Source organism: Vibrio sp. 1727, assembly GCF_033344415.1.
GTDB classification, from domain to species: Bacteria; Pseudomonadota; Gammaproteobacteria; order Enterobacterales; family Vibrionaceae; genus Vibrio; species Vibrio alginolyticus.
On sequence record NZ_JAWPOT010000009.1, the window covers coordinates 130,642 to 149,349 of the forward strand.

Annotated in this window: 19 protein-coding genes; 6 read left to right on the forward strand and 13 right to left on the reverse strand. The window is 44.3% G+C overall.

Annotated features, from left to right (window positions below; genetic code table 11):
- The first annotated feature begins 8 nt into the window (after positions 1 to 8).
- Complete coding sequence (locus R8O10_RS10880; RefSeq protein ID WP_005385877.1) at positions 9 to 1,325, forward strand: NAD(P)/FAD-dependent oxidoreductase; 1,317 nt, start codon at positions 9 to 11, stop codon at positions 1,323 to 1,325.
- The gene (locus R8O10_RS10885) at positions 1,322 to 1,672 is read left to right on the forward strand and encodes an ethanolamine utilization protein EutQ (protein WP_318191389.1); all 351 of its coding nucleotides are present in this window, start codon (positions 1,322 to 1,324) and stop codon (positions 1,670 to 1,672) included. Before R8O10_RS10880 ends, R8O10_RS10885 begins: the two co-directional genes overlap by 4 nt.
- Before the next feature lie 226 nt (positions 1,673 to 1,898).
- On the opposite strand, the gene azu is transcribed toward R8O10_RS10885, so the two are convergent.
- The 4 genes from azu to norR form a co-directional block, all read right to left on the reverse strand.
- Entirely contained in the window at positions 1,899 to 2,351 is a 453-nt protein-coding gene (gene azu / locus R8O10_RS10890) for an azurin (RefSeq protein WP_005375211.1), read from the reverse strand.
- A gap of 335 nt (positions 2,352 to 2,686) precedes the next feature.
- Positions 2,687 to 3,337, reverse strand: coding sequence for an HAD family hydrolase (locus R8O10_RS10895; RefSeq protein WP_213905445.1), 651 nt, complete (start codon positions 3,335 to 3,337; stop codon positions 2,687 to 2,689).
- A 269-nt stretch (positions 3,338 to 3,606) separates the two neighbouring features.
- The gene (locus tag R8O10_RS10900) at positions 3,607 to 4,125 is read right to left on the reverse strand and encodes a hypothetical protein (protein WP_053307894.1); all 519 of its coding nucleotides are present in this window, start codon (positions 4,123 to 4,125) and stop codon (positions 3,607 to 3,609) included.
- A gap of 397 nt (positions 4,126 to 4,522) precedes the next feature.
- The gene (gene norR / locus R8O10_RS10905) at positions 4,523 to 6,055 is read right to left on the reverse strand and encodes a nitric oxide reductase transcriptional regulator NorR (RefSeq protein WP_248486176.1); all 1,533 of its coding nucleotides are present in this window, start codon (positions 6,053 to 6,055) and stop codon (positions 4,523 to 4,525) included.
- A gap of 190 nt (positions 6,056 to 6,245) precedes the next feature.
- On the opposite strand from norR, the gene norV reads away from it, so the two are divergent.
- The 4 genes from norV to R8O10_RS10925 all read left to right on the forward strand — a co-directional run bounded on the left by norV (position 6,246) and on the right by R8O10_RS10925 (position 10,349).
- Positions 6,246 to 7,748, forward strand: coding sequence for an anaerobic nitric oxide reductase flavorubredoxin (gene norV / locus R8O10_RS10910; protein ID WP_372052361.1), 1,503 nt, complete (start codon positions 6,246 to 6,248; stop codon positions 7,746 to 7,748).
- Between the two features lie 8 nt (positions 7,749 to 7,756).
- Positions 7,757 to 8,905, forward strand: coding sequence for an NADH:flavorubredoxin reductase NorW (norW, locus tag R8O10_RS10915; protein ID WP_318191390.1), 1,149 nt, complete (start codon positions 7,757 to 7,759; stop codon positions 8,903 to 8,905).
- Positions 8,906 to 8,947: 42 nt separating this feature from the next.
- Entirely contained in the window at positions 8,948 to 9,286 is a 339-nt protein-coding gene (locus tag R8O10_RS10920; RefSeq protein ID WP_005375231.1) for a DUF1971 domain-containing protein, read from the forward strand.
- Between the two features lie 184 nt (positions 9,287 to 9,470).
- A complete protein-coding gene (locus R8O10_RS10925; RefSeq protein WP_017821261.1) occupies positions 9,471 to 10,349 on the forward strand; it encodes an NAD(P)-dependent oxidoreductase in 879 nt (292 codons plus the stop codon).
- 195 nt (positions 10,350 to 10,544) lie between these two features.
- Here R8O10_RS10925 and R8O10_RS10930 read toward each other — a convergent pair whose 3' ends face one another.
- The 9 genes from R8O10_RS10930 to R8O10_RS10970 form a co-directional block, all read right to left on the reverse strand.
- Positions 10,545 to 11,984: a catalase gene (locus tag R8O10_RS10930; protein ID WP_017821260.1), complete on the reverse strand. Its 1,440-nt coding sequence runs from the start codon at positions 11,982 to 11,984 to the stop codon at positions 10,545 to 10,547.
- Positions 11,985 to 12,274: 290 nt separating this feature from the next.
- The gene (locus tag R8O10_RS10935) at positions 12,275 to 12,892 is read right to left on the reverse strand and encodes a glutathione S-transferase family protein (protein WP_005375238.1); all 618 of its coding nucleotides are present in this window, start codon (positions 12,890 to 12,892) and stop codon (positions 12,275 to 12,277) included.
- Positions 12,893 to 12,906: 14 nt separating this feature from the next.
- The gene (locus R8O10_RS10940; RefSeq protein WP_213873852.1) at positions 12,907 to 13,941 is read right to left on the reverse strand and encodes an NADP-dependent oxidoreductase; all 1,035 of its coding nucleotides are present in this window, start codon (positions 13,939 to 13,941) and stop codon (positions 12,907 to 12,909) included.
- Positions 13,942 to 14,092: 151 nt separating this feature from the next.
- Positions 14,093 to 14,692 carry a TetR/AcrR family transcriptional regulator gene (locus R8O10_RS10945; RefSeq protein ID WP_005385858.1) on the reverse strand — a complete coding sequence of 200 codons (600 nt, stop codon included), beginning with the start codon at positions 14,690 to 14,692 and terminating at the stop codon, positions 14,093 to 14,095.
- 50 nt (positions 14,693 to 14,742) lie between these two features.
- On the reverse strand, positions 14,743 to 15,063 hold the full coding sequence (yqfB, locus tag R8O10_RS10950) for a N(4)-acetylcytidine aminohydrolase (protein ID WP_005385855.1): 321 nt from the start codon (positions 15,061 to 15,063) through the stop codon (positions 14,743 to 14,745).
- 67 nt (positions 15,064 to 15,130) lie between these two features.
- Positions 15,131 to 15,526 carry a VanZ family protein gene (locus R8O10_RS10955; RefSeq protein ID WP_258474778.1) on the reverse strand — a complete coding sequence of 132 codons (396 nt, stop codon included), beginning with the start codon at positions 15,524 to 15,526 and terminating at the stop codon, positions 15,131 to 15,133.
- Between the two features lie 2 nt (positions 15,527 to 15,528).
- Positions 15,529 to 16,836, reverse strand: coding sequence for an oligosaccharide flippase family protein (locus R8O10_RS10960; RefSeq protein ID WP_318191391.1), 1,308 nt, complete (start codon positions 16,834 to 16,836; stop codon positions 15,529 to 15,531).
- Positions 16,837 to 16,844: 8 nt separating this feature from the next.
- The gene (locus tag R8O10_RS10965) at positions 16,845 to 17,876 is read right to left on the reverse strand and encodes a glycosyltransferase family 4 protein (RefSeq protein ID WP_318191392.1); all 1,032 of its coding nucleotides are present in this window, start codon (positions 17,874 to 17,876) and stop codon (positions 16,845 to 16,847) included.
- The gene (locus R8O10_RS10970) at positions 17,873 to 18,706 is read right to left on the reverse strand and encodes a putative capsular polysaccharide synthesis family protein (RefSeq protein WP_258474777.1); all 834 of its coding nucleotides are present in this window, start codon (positions 18,704 to 18,706) and stop codon (positions 17,873 to 17,875) included. Before R8O10_RS10970 ends, R8O10_RS10965 begins: the two co-directional genes overlap by 4 nt.
- Positions 18,707 to 18,708 lie beyond the last annotated feature (2 nt).

Sequence of the window (18,708 nt, forward strand, 5' to 3'; positions counted from 1 at the left end):
GAAAAAAGATGATTCATTTACCCAATGATGACGTGACGTGTGGTTGGTACCATGCGTTGCCAAGTATTCCAGAAAAATCGGCGTTAAAAGGTAAACAAAGTGCTGACTATGCCGTGTTAGGTGCCGGTTTCGCAGGCCTAGCTATGGCAAGACGTTTAGCTGAACTTATGCCTAATGCACGAATTATACTGATTGATGCGCAACGTATCGGCCAAGGGGCTTCAGGAAGAAATTCGGGCTTTGTTATCGATTTGCCTCATAAGTTTTCACTTGAGCATCCCGACCCTGAGCACAAACAAAAGTTATTGTCGCTCAACCGTTCTGCGATTGCTCAGCTAAACACTTTAGTGTCGAAGCACAGTATTTCTTGTCAATGGTCAGCAAAGGGCAAATATCAAGGAGCCGTAGGGGCGCGCGGTGAAGCGTATCTCGATCACTTTGAGCACCTAATGAAAGACCTTGGCGAACCATACTTCCATGTTAATGGCAGTGAGCTGGCGAAAGTCTTGGGAACCAACTACTACAGCCGCGCAATTTACACGCCAGGTGGTTATTTAATGCAACCTGCTGCTTTGGTGCGTGGGCTAGGGGAAAGCCTTCCAGAGAACGTCGAGGTGTTAGAGAACTCGCCAATCCGCAAGCTCAGTAAAGAAAACGGTTGCTGGGTATTACATGGAGATAGTGGCTCTGTTGAAACCCCTGAACTGCTGCTTGGGACCAGCATTTTTACTCGGGAGTTTGGTTATCTTAAAAACAGACTACTTCCAGTGATGACGTTTGCAAGCTGGACGCGTCCATTAACCGACGCAGAAATGCAACGATACGGAGGTGAGCTGAATTGGGGGTTAACTCCAGCTGATCATGCGGGAACGACGTTACGTATGACCGCCGATCGACGTATTTTGATCCGCAATACTTACAAACACGTGCCGAAATATGGCTCAAGCATGAACGATAAAGTCAGAGAACAAATTCGCGACGATCATCGTCAGGTCTTTCTGGCGCGTTATCCCGAGCTGGCCGACGTACCATTTACTCACACATGGGGTGGGGTGTATGCAATCTCTCGTAACTTTACTAACTTTTTCGGTCAATTAGATGAAGGTGTTTATGCCAGCGCTTGTGACAATGGTGTTGGTGCTGCGTGGGGAACCATTTCTGGAACACTGTTAGCTGACTATGTCGTTGGTGCGACATCTAAATCATTGGATGACATACAGCAAGTGACAGGAATGCCTTGTTTGAATCCGCCAGAGCCTTTTTTAGGTTTGGGAGTAAAAACGCGTATCCAATTAGCAAAATGGCAAAGCCGGAGTGAATTATGAAGCCAGTCAAACTTGTTGATAGTAAAAGTCTAGATTTCAATGTTCGTGGTGATACGCCAGGAATGGCGTATGTTGCCAGGGCGTTAAGCCCAGAAATTTCACCAAACATAGGCGTAGGCTTTGCTAAATGGGAAGGCGCTAAAGTGGCTTGGACAGTGCTTTATGATGAGGTTATTTTCGTGATTGAAGGCTGTTTCGAGCTGACCGCAAATGGTGAAACACATTTTGTGCACCCAGGTCAGATGCTGTGGATACCGGAAGGGACTGAATTGGTTTATGGTGGGCATGCTCTGTTCGGCTATGTGGTTCATCCAGAAAACTGGAAAGAGTTACATGGTATTGAATGACTTTTATCATTTAGTTGTGTTTCGGAAAGGCAAAATAAAAATCTGATTTTTAACCATAACTTTTCGCAAAAGAACTTAATCTCAATGGAGCAAGGGTTTCATACTTGCTATGTTTCTTGGTCACGTTTCCAGACGTGTTAGACCTTTCTCAATTGCTATTTTATCTATCAAAAAGGGAAGCCTTGGCTTCCCTATAATGAGTCTTCTTTTGGCTTGGCTAAAGCTTTTATTTTAGCTCAAATTTACCCTGCATGATTGCCCAGTGACCCGGGAACGAACAGAAGAATGAATAGTCACCGCCGGCTTTCATTTTCTCAGTACTGAACGTAATGCTGGTGCTTTCACCGCCACCAATTACTTTTGTGTGAGCGTAGACGCGATCATCATTTGGTTTTACGTAGTTATTTTCTGCTCCAGCTGCCATGCCATCAGTACCGACTGCTTGTAGGTTGGCTGTGTCAGAGATGACCACGTTGTGACCCATCGATTGCGCTGGCATCTTACCTGTGTGATTCAGCGTTAGTTTTACCTCTTTACAAGTGGCTGGTACGCTCAATGTTTTAGTAGAAAACTGCATCATATCGTTAGCATCTAATGACACTTCACACTCGGCACTGGCTTGGGCACCAAAGCTCATTCCTACTAATGCGAAGGTTGTTGCTAATAAACGTAAAGACATATAACACTCTCCATTTTGTATTTTAGGCTGACTTGGATTGATCTTATCCAATAGTTCTCATTATCAGCCAATTTTCACTCCAAAAACGTGCTTCAATCGGTATATTGACGTTTTGTTGCAAGCTTGTACTGGTCAGTTCCGCTATTTGATCACTCAAATGCCTTATTTCATGCGATTGCGTGAGTTAAATCAAAAGTCGTGATTAGCCAGAGTTAAGGTGAAAATAATCTCTCTAAACGGGTGGCAGAATTGTTTGGTTTTACGGTATTGGAGAGGTTTCAAGAAAGAAGCTCAGCTAAATTGCTGAGCTTCTAGAGAACAGACGACAAGTAAACCTAGCGAGTTTGCTTTAACGTGTGCAACACATCATGCAGTGAAGGTGCGACAGTATGGCCTAATTGTCTTATTTCGTTGCAAGGCTCAACCAAATCAGGAATTTGATAAGTGATCATGTTCGCTGCTACCGCAGCACGTACGCCATTATTTGAATCTTCAAAAGCGAGACATTTGGTTGGATCTACGCTTAGACGACTTGCTGCAAGCAGGTAGATCTCTGGATCAGGTTTGCCGTGTGACACTTCACAGCCTGTCGTTAAGTTGTCGAAATACTTGCTTAGGCCCGCTAACTCCAACTTCTTCTGTGCCACTTCTTTTGCTGTAGAAGTGGCGACTGCAATTGGCAACCCTTGGCCTTTCAACCACTCAAGCAGCTCAATCACCCCTTCTTTTACCGGTATCGCTTGGTGCTTAACCACAGCGTCGTAACGGTCGCGCCACTCTTGGTGTAAGCGGTCAAGATCATCCCCATAAGCTTTACGAAAAATCACTTCAATGCCCGCTGCATTGCGACCAATGATTGAAAGGTAAACATCTTTATAGAAGGGTAGGTTCTGGGTTTCACATGCTTCTTGGAAAATATGCATACAGACGCGCTCAGTATCAAGGAGCAAACCATCCATATCAAAAATAGCAGCTTGGTAGTTCATTACATTAAGACTTTTTGGTTGGGATGGCGCATTTTGACACAAGCAGATCGTTTTTTCTTCTAAAAATTAGAACTTGATTTTGATCCTATGAGTTCACATTGCCTCTGAACACACTATACACAGAGTCTATAAATTAGGTGTGAAATATAATATTTTTAAAATTATAAAAATTTCAGTTAAATAGATAAAACTCTATCTTAATATAAGCTAGAGTTTTATTAATATTCTATTGTTATTTTAACTATTGGATAATTTATTAATAGTTAAAATTAATAATAAAATAATACCAAGTCACGATTGTTTACGACTGCATGAGTGTACCAGCTCTTGACTTCAGATATTTGTTGCTCTGATAAGCCTCCGAAGTCAACGTTATCTTGGTGAATATCTTGATTTTTTATCATAAAAACAACAGGGAAATCGTCAGGGAGTGGGAATTTTATGGGATAATCGGTATTAGTGAATGGAATATCGCAGAAATCGTTTACATCGCAAGGATACCAAGAGTTATTGGATAAGTAATAACCAGTGATCTTACATATAGCTTCAAGCAAGTAAGCATAGGCGTAACCCAAGTGACTGTATTTTATCTCTTCAGACAGCATCTGCATAAGAAGCTCTTCAGCTCGGATGCTTTCGCCACTACTTTCCAGCATTTCATTAATCACTTTAAAGGAGTCTTGACACCTTTCCATGATGGCTTTTTCTAGCTCTGGATTACGCTCATTCTTTAGTACGTTAAAAACCTTTTCAGTATCTAATGAATATACTGTCGCCCCATACCCCATATTTTATTCTCCTCACTTTTATACAGTTAAATTCATTTAATTGTTTTTATCGAAGGGATTATATTTTGATGTTTTTTGAAGGTAAAGTGTATACATAGAGGTTGTATTTATTATGATGAACTTTGAAAGTTTAGATTCTTAAAATAAATACTATATATTTAATTTTATTAGATCTGGCTCATAAAAATACCTTAACTATTATTGTGTTTATTGTTAAGGCTTATTAAATCTGTGAGGTGGTTCAAGACAATAAAATTTAGAAGAAAATACCGTCAAACTTAGGTGGCTATTCTATCTGAGCACTCAGCTCACTACTTATAGTGGGCTGAGTGAGCGGTTGGGCATCGGCTCTTTATTTGGCGATGAATATGCCATATTAGGTGATATTCGTTAGTGTCTATTTTATCCCTAGCCGTTTTGCTAATCGGTGCAAATTGCCGTTATCTAATTCAAGCTGACGTGCCGTTGCTGCCCAGTTACCTTGGTTCTCTTCCAGAACTCGAACAATCATCGCTTTTTGGAAGGCGTCTGTGGCAGGCTTTAATCCGCCTTCTGGTAGCTCAAGCCGAGATTTTTGTTCCGTTTCTTCAACGTTCTTGATGTTCTGATTCGGCGTTCGGATGTCAAAATCTTGCTCAACTAGCTCAATGTCCATGGCGTGGGTACGCGCTTTTGCCAAAACACCAGCACGTTTAATGACATGTTCAAGCTCTCGCACGTTGCCTGGCCATGAATAGTCTTTGAGTGCCTGCACCAAAGTGGGGGACAAACGAATGCTGTTCAATCCCAATTTGCTTCTTAAACGTTCGGCAAAAAAGCCTGCGAGTAACACCACATCGTCTTCACGTTCACGAAGAGGTGGAACATGAAGCGGGAAGACGCTTAGGCGGTGATATAAGTCGGCTCGGAAGCGACCAGCAGTCACTTCTTCATGCAATATACGGTTGGTGGCGGCGACAATGCGTGTATTGACTCGAATATGGCGGTCATCACCCACACGTTGAATGTCGCCGTATTGTAGAGCTCGAAGTAACTTAGCTTGCAGTTCTAACGACAGTTCGCCGACTTCATCTAAAAACAGTGTGCCGCCATCGGCTTGTTCAAACTTACCCTTACGATTGCTGATTGCGCCTGTGAATGCGCCTTTGATATGGCCGAACAACTCGCTTTCCGCGACTGATTCTGGCAGCGCCGCACAGTTGAGGTAAACCAAAGTATTGTTCGATCGGCTAGAACGATGGTGAATAGCGCTGGCAACCAACTCTTTACCTACGCCTGTTTCTCCCATGACCAACACAGACAATTCCGTATCGGCGACGGCATCAATCTGCTCTTGAAGATTCCTCATGCCCTGAGAGTTGCCAATGATTTCGTTACTCAACGTGCGTTTCTCAGCGTAAGAGTCACGTGGCAGGCTCGCTTGAGTTTCTAGTTGCTCTAGCAGAAGTGCAGTGTGCAAGCCACCTGCTGCCAACGCGCTGACAAACCGTAACTCTTGGTTGCGTAGCCCATCAAATTGGTTGGGGTCGAAGGCGTCAATCGTAATGGCACCAATCAGTTGATCGTCGATCAGCAGAGGTAAACCAATGCAGGAATGGACATGCAGTTTGTCATCGTGGTTTGGAATCAAGCCATCGTATGGATCAGGTAAGTCGCTGTCGGAGGGAAAGCGCACGATATCGCCTGCTCGGGCAATGGCTTCTAATCTTGGGTGTTGCTCAATAGAGAAACGGCGTCCAAGGACCTCTTTCGCCAATCCATTGATCGCTAAAGGTTTAAAGTGCTGGTCTTCATACAAAAGAAGGGCTGAAGAGTCACACTTCAATACATCTCGAATCGCCGTTAATAACGTATCGAAGCGAGCCTGTTGAGTGAGCGCCGAGTTAAGGTCTTGCGTGATGTGTAGCCATTGCGCGATTAAAGAAGTCATAGCCAATACCGATTGTGTCAATATGACTATTGTAGTGTCTTAATGACAATTTTCAACTGTGTCCAAATGACACTTATCAAAGTTGGATTTTAATTAAGATATTGAAATATATAGTAATAAAAAGTTGGCATGCCCAGTGCAATACAAGAAGAAATTATTTTTGTTTATCCCGTCATTCAAGGTAGTAATTATGACAATTCACGTAAAAAACAACATCCACTGGGTAGGTCAACGCGATTGGGAAGTTCAAGACTTCCACGGTACAGAATACAAAATGACAAAAGGTACCAGCTACAACAGTTATCTAATTCGTGAAGAGAAAACCGTATTGATTGATACGGTCGATCATCGATTCAGTCAACAATTCATCCAAAATTTAGAGATGGAAATCGACCTTAAGTCTATCGACTTTATCGTGGTAAACCATGCAGAAGAAGATCACTCAGGTGCATTGTCGGCATTGATGGAGAAGATTCCGAACACGCCAATTTACTGTACAGAAGCGGCGATTGATTCGATTGTGGGTCATCACCACCATCCTGAGTGGAACTTCAAAACCGTAAAAACAGGCGACAGCATTGATATTGGCAACGGTAAGCAATTGGTGTTCGTGGAAGCGCCGATGCTGCATTGGCCAGACAGCATGATGACTTACCTAACTGGCGATGCAGTGTTATTCAGTAACGACGCATTTGGTCAGCACTACTGCGATGAACGTTTGTTCAATGATGAAGTGGATCAAAATGAGTTGATGGAACAGTGTTTGCGTTACTACTCAAACATCCTAACGCCATTCAGCAGCTTGGTAACCGCTAAAATCAAAGAAGTGCTGAGCTTTAATTTGCCTGTTGACATGATCGCAACGTCACACGGTATTGTATGGCGCGATAATCCGGTTCAAATCATCGAGCAATACTTAGCGTGGGCAGACAATTATCAAGAAGATCGCATTACGATTTTCTACGATTCTATGTCAAACAACACCCGAATGATGGCCGATGCAATCGCGCAAGGCATTCACGATGTCGACCCTAGTGTGGCGGTCAAAGTCTTTAATGTCTCTAAGCATGATAAGAATGAAATTCTCGCCAATGTATTCCGCTCAAAAGGCATCTTGGTTGGTTCGTCTACCATGAACAACGTCATGATGCCGAAGATCGCTGGCATGCTAGAAGAAATTACCGGTCTGCGCTTTAAAGCGAAAAAGGCCGCTGCATTCGGTAGCTACGGGTGGAATGGTGGCGCGGTGGATCGTATCCATGCTCGATTGACTGACGCAGGTTTTGAAACCGCAGTGAGCTTGAAAACCAAATGGCGACCAGATGGTAAAGCGATGCGTGAATGTCGCGAACATGGTCAGAACATCGCAAAATTGTGGGCAAAGCATGACCTGACAAGTCCTGTTATTTCTCCTGCGATTACTGCATCTGTACCACAAGTTCAATCACAACCCGTTGCGCCAGTGACAACACAAGCGGTAGTAGATGCTGCTCCTAGCAACCCTAGTACTGAGGCGCATCCCGCAGATTGTCAATGCATGGTTTGTACGGTTTGTAATTGGGTATACGACCCAGCTAAAGGCGAGCCTAACCAAGGTGTTGAACCGGGTACAGCTTGGTCGGAAGTGCCAGATTACTTCTTGTGCCCAGAATGCCATTTAGGTAAAGACGTTTTCGTTGAATACAACGGTTAGGAGGGAATATGCAAGCACCTATTGTGATTATTGGTAGCGGCTTTGCGGCTTACCAATTGGTGAAAACAGTGCGTCGAATGGACGCACATATTCCGCTGCAAGTGTTTACTGCTGATGACGGCGCGGAATACAACAAGCCTGATTTGAGTCATGTATTCAGCAACAAGCAAACCGCCCAAGACTTAGTGGTTAAAAGTGGTGAGGCGTTCGCACAGGAACACAACATCGAACTGTTCGCCCATACCATGATTGAGCATGTCGACGTGCAAGCCCAGCAAGTGGTAGCCAACGGCCAAACCTATTCTTACTCCAAACTGGTGTTTGCGACAGGCGCGAAAGCCTTTGTGCCGCCAATATCTGGCGATGCAGCACCTGAGGTGATAACGCTGAACTCGCTACAAGAATATCAATTAGCGGAAGAGCAAATTAGCCGGGCGGAACGAATTCTAGTAATGGGTGGTGGTTTGATCGGCGTCGAGATCGCCATGGATCTCGCAACCAGTGGTAAAGCCGTTACGGTGGTTGAGCCAAATCCCCGTTTGCTCGCTAACTTGATTCCTGAATTTGTTGCATTGCCGCTGGAGAATCAACTTAAGCAGCAAGGTATTCAACTTGCCTTAGAGACTGGAGTTGTCGCGATCAATCACTCGGATGATTCGCTGGTGGCAAGCTTGAGCAAAGGTAAGGAAATCGAAGCCGATGTAGTGATTTCAGCGGCGGGTTTACGTGCAAACACTTGGTTAGCGAAGGCTTGTGGGTTGAGTGTCAATAAAGGCATCGAGGTGGACGCTCGATTACAGACATCAGCAGCCAATGTGTTCGCATTAGGCGATTGTGCTGAGATCCAAGGTCGAATGATGCCGTACCTCCAACCGATCGTGCTAAGTGCCAATGCTTTGGGCAAACAACTACTGGGGCAAGAAGCAGAGTTGAAACTACCGCCTATGATGGTAAAGGTCAAAACGCCGAGCTACCCAATTCAATTGGCAGGCGATTTTAGTTCGGTGACGAACTGGAGCGTGCAGATTTCTCAAACTGGCATTGCCGCGAAAGCAGAAGATGAAAATAGCCGACTCATGGGCTTCGTCGTGACGGGAGAACAAGTTACGCAAGCATTTCCATTGCTTCGAGAGTTGTCTCAAGCCGCTCAGGCTTAACCGATTTTAACGAAAAGAATTGTAATTAGAGAGGGTATCATTATGTCGCATCTAAGAATTCCTAAAGACTGGACTGTTCAACGTTCAACGCCTTTCTTCACTAAAGACAATGTGCCACCAGCGCTACTGACTCATCACAATACCGCTGAGGGAGTGTTTGGACAGCTTTGCGTCATGGAAGGGCAAGTGACTTACTACGGCTTTGCTGATGAAAATGCCACAGAAGCAGAAGTAGTGGTGGTGATTAATGCAGGCCAGTTTGCTACAAGTCCACCGCAGTACTGGCACCGCATTGAGATGAGCGATGATGCTCAGTTCAACATCAATTTCTGGTCGAACAAGGACAAGAGTGGGCAAGCGATGTTCCATGCTAAGCAGTAGTGAACCTATGTAAGTGCTTTGACTGTTACGCTAATCGTCAAGTAAAGGGGTGTAGAAGGCGCAATAAACGGACTGCAATGCAGGATCATCGAGACCGAGGAAAGAGAAATCACGAGTAATGATTTCAATTCTTTAGTAGCATGTTACGAAATATTTCAGTCAGGTGAACTAAGGGAAGCGTGCAATGGAAAAACAACGAGTAGCATTTATTGGTCTGGGTGTGATGGGATACCCAATGGCTGGTTACCTAAGTAAAGCGGGCTTTGAAACCAAAGTATACAACCGCACAAAAGCGAAAGCCGACAAATGGGCTGAAGAATACCAAGGCGTAGCTTGTGAAACACCACGTGAAGCGGCGGAAGGCTGTGACATCGTTTTTACCTGTGTGGGTAATGATGATGACGTTCGTAGCGTTGTTTACGGTGAAGAGGGCATTCTGGTCGGCTTGAAAGCGGACGCAGTGCTAGTCGATCACACGACCACTTCTGCAGACCTAGCGGTTGAGCTGGCTGAAGCGTGTGTTAAGTACGGTAATCACTTTATTGATGCGCCAGTTTCTGGTGGTCAAGCGGGCGCAGAAAATGGTGTTCTAACCATCATGTGTGGTGGTGAACAAAGCATTTTTGACCGTGTGTCTCCGGCGATGGATGTGTACGCGAAGCAGATGACGCTACTGGGTGAAAACGGTCAGGGTCAACGCTGTAAGATGGTAAACCAAATCTGTATTGGAGGCGTTTTACAAGGTCTGAGTGAAGCTTTGTTGCTAGCACAAAAATCAGGCTTGGACATTGCTCAAGTTGTAGAAACACTTAAGCATGGCGCTGCAGGTTCTTGGCAGATGGAAAACCGCGCAAATACGATGGCTGAAGACAAGTTCGATTTTGGCTTCGCTATTGATTGGATGCGCAAAGACTTAGGTTTCTGTCTGCAAGAAGCTGAGCGAGTGGGTCTAGAACTTCCACTGACTAAGAAAGTGGATGAGCAATACGCAGACCTTCAACGTGATGGTTTAGGTCGCATGGATACATCAGTACTGATCAAAGCGGTAGCTAAAAATCAGTAGTTGATGAATCAGTAATAGATAAACAGTTCTTTGGTATCAAAGAGCTTAAAGAAATCTAAGTTAATCATAATGAATCACCTTGAGCATGTTTTGTGACTTGTGATTAAGGATTAGTGATTTGAAATCAGGAGGTGCTGTAGAGCACCTCCTTTTTTTCGTCTTTAAATCACACAGTGTAATGATTGCAGCGTTCGCTTACTTGTTTAAGCCTAGTGCAATTTCAAGACCTTTGCCGTACGCTTCGTCCGCTTGGTATGCGTGTTGAACGTGGCGCTGTTGGATGAACTCTGGCACACCGTCCATTGCGCGAGCTGTGTTATCGAACAGAGTTTGACGTTGCTCTTCGCTCATCAGACGGAATAGGTCACCCGCTTGGCTGAAGTAGTCTTCGTCTACACGATGATCGTAGTGATCAGCGTTGCCATTGATGCGTAGAGGTGGCTCAGAGTAATCTGGTTGCTCTGCCCATTCTTGTTTGTAGTTTGGCTCGTAACCCAGTGTTGAACCAAAGTTGCCATCAACGCGCATTGCGCCATCGCGGTGGTAGCTGTGAACAGGGCAACGAGGTGCGTTCACTGGGATTTGATGATGGTTCACACCTAGACGGTAACGCTGAGCATCGCCGTAAGCGAACAGACGACCTTGTAGCATTTTATCTGGAGAGAAGCCGATACCAGGTACGACTGCAGCTGGGTTGAACGCTGATTGCTCAACTTCTGCGTAGAAGTTTTCTGGGTTACGGTTCAGTTCGAACTCACCAACTGGGATCAGTGGGTAATCTTTTTGAGACCATACACGTGTTAGGTCGAATGGGTTGAAGTTGACTTCATCCGCTTCTAGCTCAGGCATGATCTGTACGTACATCTTCCATTTAGGGAAGTCTTGGCGCTCAATCGCTTCGTAAAGGTCACGGTGATGGCTTTCGCGGTCTTTACCTACGATCGCTTCTGCTTCTTGGTCAGTCAGGTTCTTGATGCCTTGCTGAGTTTTGAAGTGGAATTTCACCCAGTAACGCTCGTTTTCTGCGTTGATGAAGCTGAATGTGTGGCTACCAAACCCATGCATATGACGGTAAGAAGCTGGGATACCACGGTCACTCATTACGATAGTCACTTGGTGGAATGCTTCTGGTAGTGATGTCCAGAAATCCCAGTTGTTGGTAGAGCTACGCATGTTAGTGCGAGGGTCGCGTTTTACTGCGTGGTTTAGGTCTGGGAATTTTAGTGGGTCACGTAGGAAGAATACTGGTGTGTTGTTACCAACCAAGTCCCAGTTACCTTCTTCAGTATAGAATTTTAGTGCGAAACCACGGATGTCACGTTCTGCGTCTGCTGCACCGCGCTCACCAGCTACAGTAGTGAAGCGAGCGAATAGTTCTGTTTTTTTGCCGATGTCAGAGAAGATCTTAGCGCGAGTGTATTTTGTGATGTCGTGCGTTACTGTGAACGTACCGTAAGCACCAGAACCTTTTGCGTGCATACGACGCTCAGGGATCACTTCGCGGTCAAAGTGTGCCAATTTTTCAAGGAACCAAACGTCTTGTAATAGTTGAGGGCCACGAGGACCTGCAGTCATAACGTTTTGGTTATGTGCGACAGGGCAGCCTGCTGCTGTAGTCAATTTCTTGTTTGTCATTTTTCTTCCCCCTCCAGGGTTCAATACCTTAGAAACTGTAGAGGAGGTTATTACGGAAAAGCTGGGGGAGAAAACTGATATTGCTTATCAATTCAATAGATGGTGACTATGGTCGAAACTATATTAGAATCAGAAATTTACTACATTAGCTTGATTGACATAACAATCGGCGTTCTCGAAAGCGATTGACTGGGGGGAGCGCTATCCAGTTAGCGTGTCTGCGATGCTAGTAATATCGCCCCTTAAATGAAGTTTTACGTGTCATCAAAGGGGCGAAAGGGGGGAAGTAATTAAGAGTACTTCACTTCAAGTTGTTCAGCTTTTGCAAATGCTGGGTGTGTCGCGAGCTGTTTCCCATAACGTTCAATATTAGGGAAGTGATTAACTAAACCAAACTTTTGAACCAATTCGACAATGAAAGACATCATGATGTCAGCGCCAGTCAGACGCTCTTCTACTAGGTAAGTTTTGCCTTCTAAGGATTGCTCGAAGTAGCCTAGTACATTCATTGCTTCCTTGTCGGCATAGCCTGATAAAAACTGAGTTTCATTTGGCTCTTTGCTTACGAAGATTTTTAGCAGCATAGGTAAAATTGCAGAGCTTTCTGCAAAGTGCATCCATTGCAAATATTCTGTGTGTGCTTTTGTACCACGCTCAGGAGCAAAGGCTCCGTCACTGTATTTCTCAATCAAATATTCGGTCATTGCACCTGACTCAATGATAATCTCGCCGTTATCTTCAAGAACAGGTGACTTTCCTAATGGGTGAACACTTTTTAGTTCTGGCGGTGCCATGAAGGTCACGGAATCACGGACATAGGGTACAATCTCGTAATTTACATCTAGCTCTTCAAGTAACCAAATGATGCGCTTTGAACGAGACTGATTGAGGTGGTGAAGTTTAATCATTTACATATCCCTTTTTATAATGGGTCGTTAATCTGTACTACAAGCTTGCCGAAATTCTTACCTTCCAACAGACCGATGAATGCTTCTGGCGCATTATCCAGTCCTTGTACTAGATGTTCGCGGTATTGGATCTTTCCTTCTGCCAACCATTGATTAATATCTTGCGCAAATTCACCGTAACGATGTCCGTAATCATCAAAAATGATGAAGCCTTGCACCTTGATTCGTTTGGTCAGGAGCTTACCCATTAGTAATGGAAGATGGTCGGTACCTTCAGGCAGCTCTGTCGCGTTGTACTGAGAAATCAAACCACAAAGTGGGATACGCGCATTTGTATTCAGAAGTGGCATTACAGCCTCGAATACTTTGCCACCTACGTTTTCGAAGTAAACATCGATACCTTTGTCACAGGCATTTTTCAGTTGTTCTGCAAAGTCTTCAGCTCTGTGATCAATACACTCATCGAAACCAAGCACCTCTTTAGCGTAACGGCATTTTTCTTCTCCGCCTGCTATACCAACAACTCGGCAACCTTTGATTTTACCAATTTGACCAACTGTTGCGCCTACAGGCCCCGTAGCAGCTGCTACCACGATGGTTTCCCCTGGTTTTGGCTGACCAATGTCGAGTAAACCCATGTACGCGGTAAATCCTGGCATACCTGCAACGCCCAACGCGTAAGAAGGGTTTTGCGGTTCTTTACCAAGTTTAATGACCATCTCACCAGTTGAGATAGCGTAGTCTTGCCAGCCAACAGTGTAGGCAAGAACCCATTCACCCGCTTCGTAATCTGGGTGGTTTGATGTTTCTACCTGACAAACTGTACCACCGACCATTACGTCATCAATTGCAACAGGGTCAGCGTATGATTCGGCATCACTCATGCGACCACGCATGTATGGATCTAGAGATAAATAAACCGTTCTCAATAGCATTTCACCCTCTCTCGGAGTCGGTTTCGTTACCTCTTCTAAACGAAAGTTTTCTTGTGTCGGTGCACCATGGGGACGTGACGCGAGTACGATTCTGCGATTTGTTGCGTTAGTCATATCTATCTCACTTGTTGATTAGACCGGTCGTCTAGTATTTATTTCAAAATATCCCGCTTATTTAAAGCGGGAAGGTTTACTGTGTTAACACTGACGCTTTTTCTGACAGTGAAACGTGTGTAGGGTGTTCATTCTGCTTCCACGCCGCCTGTTATGGACAAGTGCGCGTATTCTGCAGTAAGTGTTGAGTATAGGTCAGACTTTGCGTCAATGCTGCCTGATCTTGATAAAGTTTGTTCAGCAAGCTAGCGCCATTCCAAAGGTAGTATATCTGCCTTGCTAATAACGCACTGTCACCATTGGGGATTGAGCCATCTTGAATGCCGATGTCTATGCAATCCGCTATCGCTTGAATGGTTTTGTCTGCTCCTTGGCGTAATGCCAAGCGCATTGACTCAGAGAGATCGGAGACTTCTGCACTTAACTTGACCAATAAACATTTGTTCGCATTACACACGTCGTCTTCTACTTTGACCATTTCTTCGAAATAGCTCATTAGGCGTTGGTAGCCACTCAATTCAGTATTGGTAAAGCGTGCGTTTAAACGCTCAAAATACTTAGTAAAGTAGTCTTGAATCATCGCTTCACCAAATTGTTCTTTGGACTTGAAGTAATGATAAAACGAGCCTTTTGGCACTGCGGCCTTTTTTAACAGCTCTGAAAGACCAACACTCGTGAACCCTCGGTTTACGATCAACTCGTATCCGACGTCGAGAATATGTTGGCGTGTGTCATTCGTCTTTGCGTTCATGAAGTGTACTATAGAATGAATTAGACCAGTCGTCTAGTATTTGTTGTGGGTTATTTAATCAGCTCATACTCAATAACAAAGAGCGTGTCGGTATTTGGGTAGATTTCTCGAATTAACTGCTTGAGTTTTGGTAGTTCGATGGCTTCTTGTTCTGCATGAAACTCATTAATATCTTCAAAGTGAAGTGGTTCTACAGAACGTATCTTGATATCGCAGACTTTACGATCCGTTTCTAAGGTAAAAACTTCGACTTCTGTATTGGGAACGTAATGGCTTTCTGATTCATCTCGAATCGTTATCGTCTTTTTGCCTGACGTGATCAACGGGGTTAAGAATTCAAAAAAAGTTATCTTGGTTGGATGAGATGGCATGATGTACTCGTTAGTCTGGTTGTTTGGCGTAATTATATACCCAAATCCCCCAGAGATTCCTGTATTACTAGAACGATCGAGTGCGGATGAAGCGAATTAACTTGGCACCAAAGTAACCTGAGATAACGCCTATCCAGTTGGTGCTGAGATCATCAAAACTAAATGATCGATTTGGAATAAAAAGTTGGCTTATTTCTTCCATTGAAACGATAGCTAACAGCAGTAGCAAAAGACGAATCCCAAAAACGTCGGTTTTATTCGAGCTCACCAGAGAAGGGAACGTGAAGACCGATAAAAAGCCGATCAATAAACTGAAAGTAAAGTGAAGCGTACTTGATCCGCCTAAGTAGGTTTCCATTTGCAGGTAAGCAGTATGGTGTAGGTCAGAGCTTTTCCACAAAGAGAGTGAAGCGGTTAGCGTCAGGACTAAAACAAAACTCGTGCGTGCCAGTATTAAAGCCATAGTTAACCTATTGGAAAGAAGCCTAAGTAACGTTTTACAAAGTACAGTGCAGCTAAATTCTGGATAGCCATGCCAATTGCCATTGCCCACGCTGCACCAATCACACCAAACATTTGACAAAGCGTAACAAGTAGGCAGATGGACACCGTACCGGAGGAAATTGTAATGTATTTCATGGTTCTCTCATGACCACTCATTAATAATAAAAAACCTACTGAACCAGTCGCAACATTGACTAACTGCCCCAGAGAAAGGACGACTAATAGTGGTGCCGCGGCGAGAAACTCCTCACCAAAAAACTGCATTACAAACTCGGGGAAGAGGGTGCAAATAATTACGGGTACAATCGCTAAACCAACATTGGCTCGGCACGCCAAGCGGCTCAGATTCTGCAGTTTGCGCATTTGGCGTTCTTTGTAGAGAGAGGCAAACATCGGGGCGACCACAAAGTTAATGGTAATCAGCACAAAGCCAATCAGTAGTGATGTACGTTGGGCTGCGGCTAACAAACCGAGTTCCGCTGTTGAGATAAAAAAGCCCGCAATAACAAGGCTTCCCCATTGAAGAACATTCGTGAAGATACTGCCAACCCAGACTTGCTTGGCAGAAGAGACCATTTTTTTGTTTGGTACGAAAGCCGATGTTTGATATTGATCTGAGCCTAGCCAATTGACACTAGATATGACCGCGACACCTATGCTCGCTAAAAGCAGTGCGGTCATTAGATTGTTGATATTTTGCTGACCGATATAGTCTAGGGCAAAGACAAAAATGACCATCAACATGCTTACCCCAAGCTGCAACGCAAACAGAGATGATACAACTTTTCTACATGCTTGAAGCACCCGACTGTTGGTTTGCGCAAGCACCAAGAAAGGTATGCAAAGCAAGCATAAAATAATCGCATACATCGGTGATTGAGTCTGGTTTAGCTGTTCTGGAAACAGATTAAACCCTGCCAACAAAACGCCTATGGCGAGCAAGCAAAATGCCATACTTCGATAAAGTGCGGTTTTATAGTTTTGGCTTTGTTCAAGCTTCTCTTTGTTATTAAAAGCGATCGCATTGTAACGAACTAACGAGACATCAAAACCTAGCTGAGAAACGATAGCGAGTAGCGAGACTAGGTTGAATAAAAAGAAAAATTGACCGGCCGTCGAAGCGTCACTGATCTTCGATACAATCAGAGTCAGTAAAAAAGCAAATAGCGCACTCAACACACGCGTGATTGCGGTTTTTAATCCAGTAGATAACAAGCTTTTTTTACCGCTGGGCATCAACAGTAATTTTTGTTGAACAGTGTGAAACATAGGGGCATTTAACCGTAAATATTATTGAGTGCGAGGCGCTGTTTTTCTTCACTGAAGGCATCGTTTAATTCTGCTGTATATTGGCGAAAATCGATCTCTTCATAATGATTGACACAATGCGCGATCTGCTTGGCCATTTCTTCAGGTGTGAGCGCTAAAAACGGGTAGTTGAGATCTTTGGTTGCGCCGATGGTCCGAATAACCATAGGAAGATGTAACTTGGATGCTTCTAGAATGGTTAACGGCATCCCTTCCCATGCTGCAGTATGTAGATAAAGGTCTGAACCCTTGAGCTTTTCAACTACCTCATCGCGAGGCAGCATGCCCGTTACATCCACATTTTCAGTGCGTAATTTCTGTTCGAGTACGTGGTCACCGCCACCTATCCATGTGATCTCTATCGGGCGGTTAAGCGCATACCGATTAAGGAACTGCAATGTGCTGATAAGAAACTGAGGATCTTTTTGGGGCGCGACACGACCAAGTACAACGAGCTTCAGCGCTTCTTGCTTGTTTCGCTCTATACGATCTTCACTTTGATAAGACACGTAGTTGTTGAGCAGTTCGGCACGTTTCGCACCAATGCTAATGGCTAGGTCACACTCTCGTTGGCTACAGCCTGCAACCACATCAATTTTGCTCAGTTTTACTTTCTCTAGTGCTTTATAGATCTGGCGTGCAAGCTCTGAGATATCTTCACGTTCGAAGGCATAACAGTGCGGTGTGTAAACCAAGCGTGCCTTGCCAAGCTTTAGAAATCGGCCGAGAAATCCTGCTTTACTCGAGTGCAAATGCACGACGTCGGGGCCAAGTGATGCAATCTTGTGGTTTGCATCGCGAATAAATTGAAGCAAGCCGCCTTCTACCCACTTTGTCTGTACGAAAATGTGGTGGTTGTTCTCATTGGTCAAGTCGTTTTCTCGGGCTCTGGCTAGCAAGAAATGCTGATAAGGCTCGTCTCTGGATGAGTGAACATAACTATAGAGGGCGTTTTGAACGCCACCTCCAAATGCTTCTGTAACATGGAGCACTTTCTTCATGATGATTTTGTCCCTGGTGTTTGCATCCATTTGTGTTTAAAAACATCACGCTCTTGCTCTGAATAAACGTGGCGATACAAGGGAAGATCGTACATATAGAACAGTTTTGAGAAGTCGTAGTGATTCTTAAAGTGTTGGTGGATATTGGAGTACCACTTGTTTTTCGCTTCGTTGCTGTTTTTCAGCACGAAGTCTTGCAACTCAAGAAACTCACCGATTTCTTTATCAAGAGAACTGAGCTGTTCGCATTTGATTAGCATGACGTTGGCCTGATCGTTCTGGAATGTGAAGAAAGGTTGAGTGTTGTCCAGCTCTTGGCGCATCACATCGATATTGAAATTACGCTTTAACTCGTTGTCGAACCAGTCCGCAAAATAGTTGAGATTGATATAGTTATCAAAGCAATGCTCGAGGTGCTGATACGTGACTTCCATATCTCGGTGAATTGCATCGTTCTTTTTGCCTTCGATAAATTGCAAATGGAGATCTTGAAAGAAGCGAGAAAAGACAGTTGCGATTGGATCGCGGACCAGCGTAACGATTTTAATCTGCTCGCGTTTTTGTAAGATACGTTTTCGCTGCTTGAGCACTAAGCGATAGAGTGCGCGGTTTCGGAAGTCGAAGAATTTACTCACGTCTTTTTTATTGTGATACATGTGAAATTCTTCGTGATCATCAAAGGTGTGGATGTGATAGCTCGGGATATTTTTCTCCCCTAGCGTGTGCTCAATTGATGAGGAGCCAACTTTGCCCATTTGGTAAACTAAAACAAAATTATCAGCTTGGAGTTCTCGGTTCTTTTCAAATTGTCGAGAGATTGAATACTTCATCT

Excerpts from the sequence above, each read along its gene's own strand:
- R8O10_RS10880 (WP_005385877.1), top strand. The coding sequence starts at position 9 with ATGATTCATTTACCCAATGATGACGTGACGTGTGGTTGGTACCATGCG.
- R8O10_RS10885 (WP_318191389.1), top strand. The coding sequence starts at position 1,322 with ATGAAGCCAGTCAAACTTGTTGATAGTAAAAGTCTAGATTTCAATGTT.
- azu (WP_005375211.1), bottom strand. The coding sequence starts at position 2,351 with ATGTCTTTACGTTTATTAGCAACAACCTTCGCATTAGTAGGAATGAGC.
- R8O10_RS10895 (WP_213905445.1), bottom strand. The coding sequence starts at position 3,337 with ATGAACTACCAAGCTGCTATTTTTGATATGGATGGTTTGCTCCTTGAT.
- R8O10_RS10900 (WP_053307894.1), bottom strand. The coding sequence starts at position 4,125 with ATGGGGTATGGGGCGACAGTATATTCATTAGATACTGAAAAGGTTTTT.
- norR (WP_248486176.1), bottom strand. The coding sequence starts at position 6,055 with ATGACTTCTTTAATCGCGCAATGGCTACACATCACGCAAGACCTTAAC.
- norV (WP_372052361.1), top strand. The coding sequence starts at position 6,246 with ATGACAATTCACGTAAAAAACAACATCCACTGGGTAGGTCAACGCGAT.
- norW (WP_318191390.1), top strand. The coding sequence starts at position 7,757 with ATGCAAGCACCTATTGTGATTATTGGTAGCGGCTTTGCGGCTTACCAA.
- R8O10_RS10920 (WP_005375231.1), top strand. The coding sequence starts at position 8,948 with ATGTCGCATCTAAGAATTCCTAAAGACTGGACTGTTCAACGTTCAACG.
- R8O10_RS10925 (WP_017821261.1), top strand. The coding sequence starts at position 9,471 with ATGGAAAAACAACGAGTAGCATTTATTGGTCTGGGTGTGATGGGATAC.
- R8O10_RS10930 (WP_017821260.1), bottom strand. The coding sequence starts at position 11,984 with ATGACAAACAAGAAATTGACTACAGCAGCAGGCTGCCCTGTCGCACAT.
- R8O10_RS10935 (WP_005375238.1), bottom strand. The coding sequence starts at position 12,892 with ATGATTAAACTTCACCACCTCAATCAGTCTCGTTCAAAGCGCATCATT.
- R8O10_RS10940 (WP_213873852.1), bottom strand. The coding sequence starts at position 13,941 with ATGACTAACGCAACAAATCGCAGAATCGTACTCGCGTCACGTCCCCAT.
- R8O10_RS10945 (WP_005385858.1), bottom strand. The coding sequence starts at position 14,692 with ATGAACGCAAAGACGAATGACACACGCCAACATATTCTCGACGTCGGA.
- yqfB (WP_005385855.1), bottom strand. The coding sequence starts at position 15,063 with ATGCCATCTCATCCAACCAAGATAACTTTTTTTGAATTCTTAACCCCG.
- R8O10_RS10955 (WP_258474778.1), bottom strand. The coding sequence starts at position 15,526 with ATGGCTTTAATACTGGCACGCACGAGTTTTGTTTTAGTCCTGACGCTA.
- R8O10_RS10960 (WP_318191391.1), bottom strand. The coding sequence starts at position 16,836 with ATGTTTCACACTGTTCAACAAAAATTACTGTTGATGCCCAGCGGTAAA.
- R8O10_RS10965 (WP_318191392.1), bottom strand. The coding sequence starts at position 17,876 with ATGAAGAAAGTGCTCCATGTTACAGAAGCATTTGGAGGTGGCGTTCAA.
- R8O10_RS10970 (WP_258474777.1), bottom strand. The coding sequence starts at position 18,706 with ATGAAGTATTCAATCTCTCGACAATTTGAAAAGAACCGAGAACTCCAA.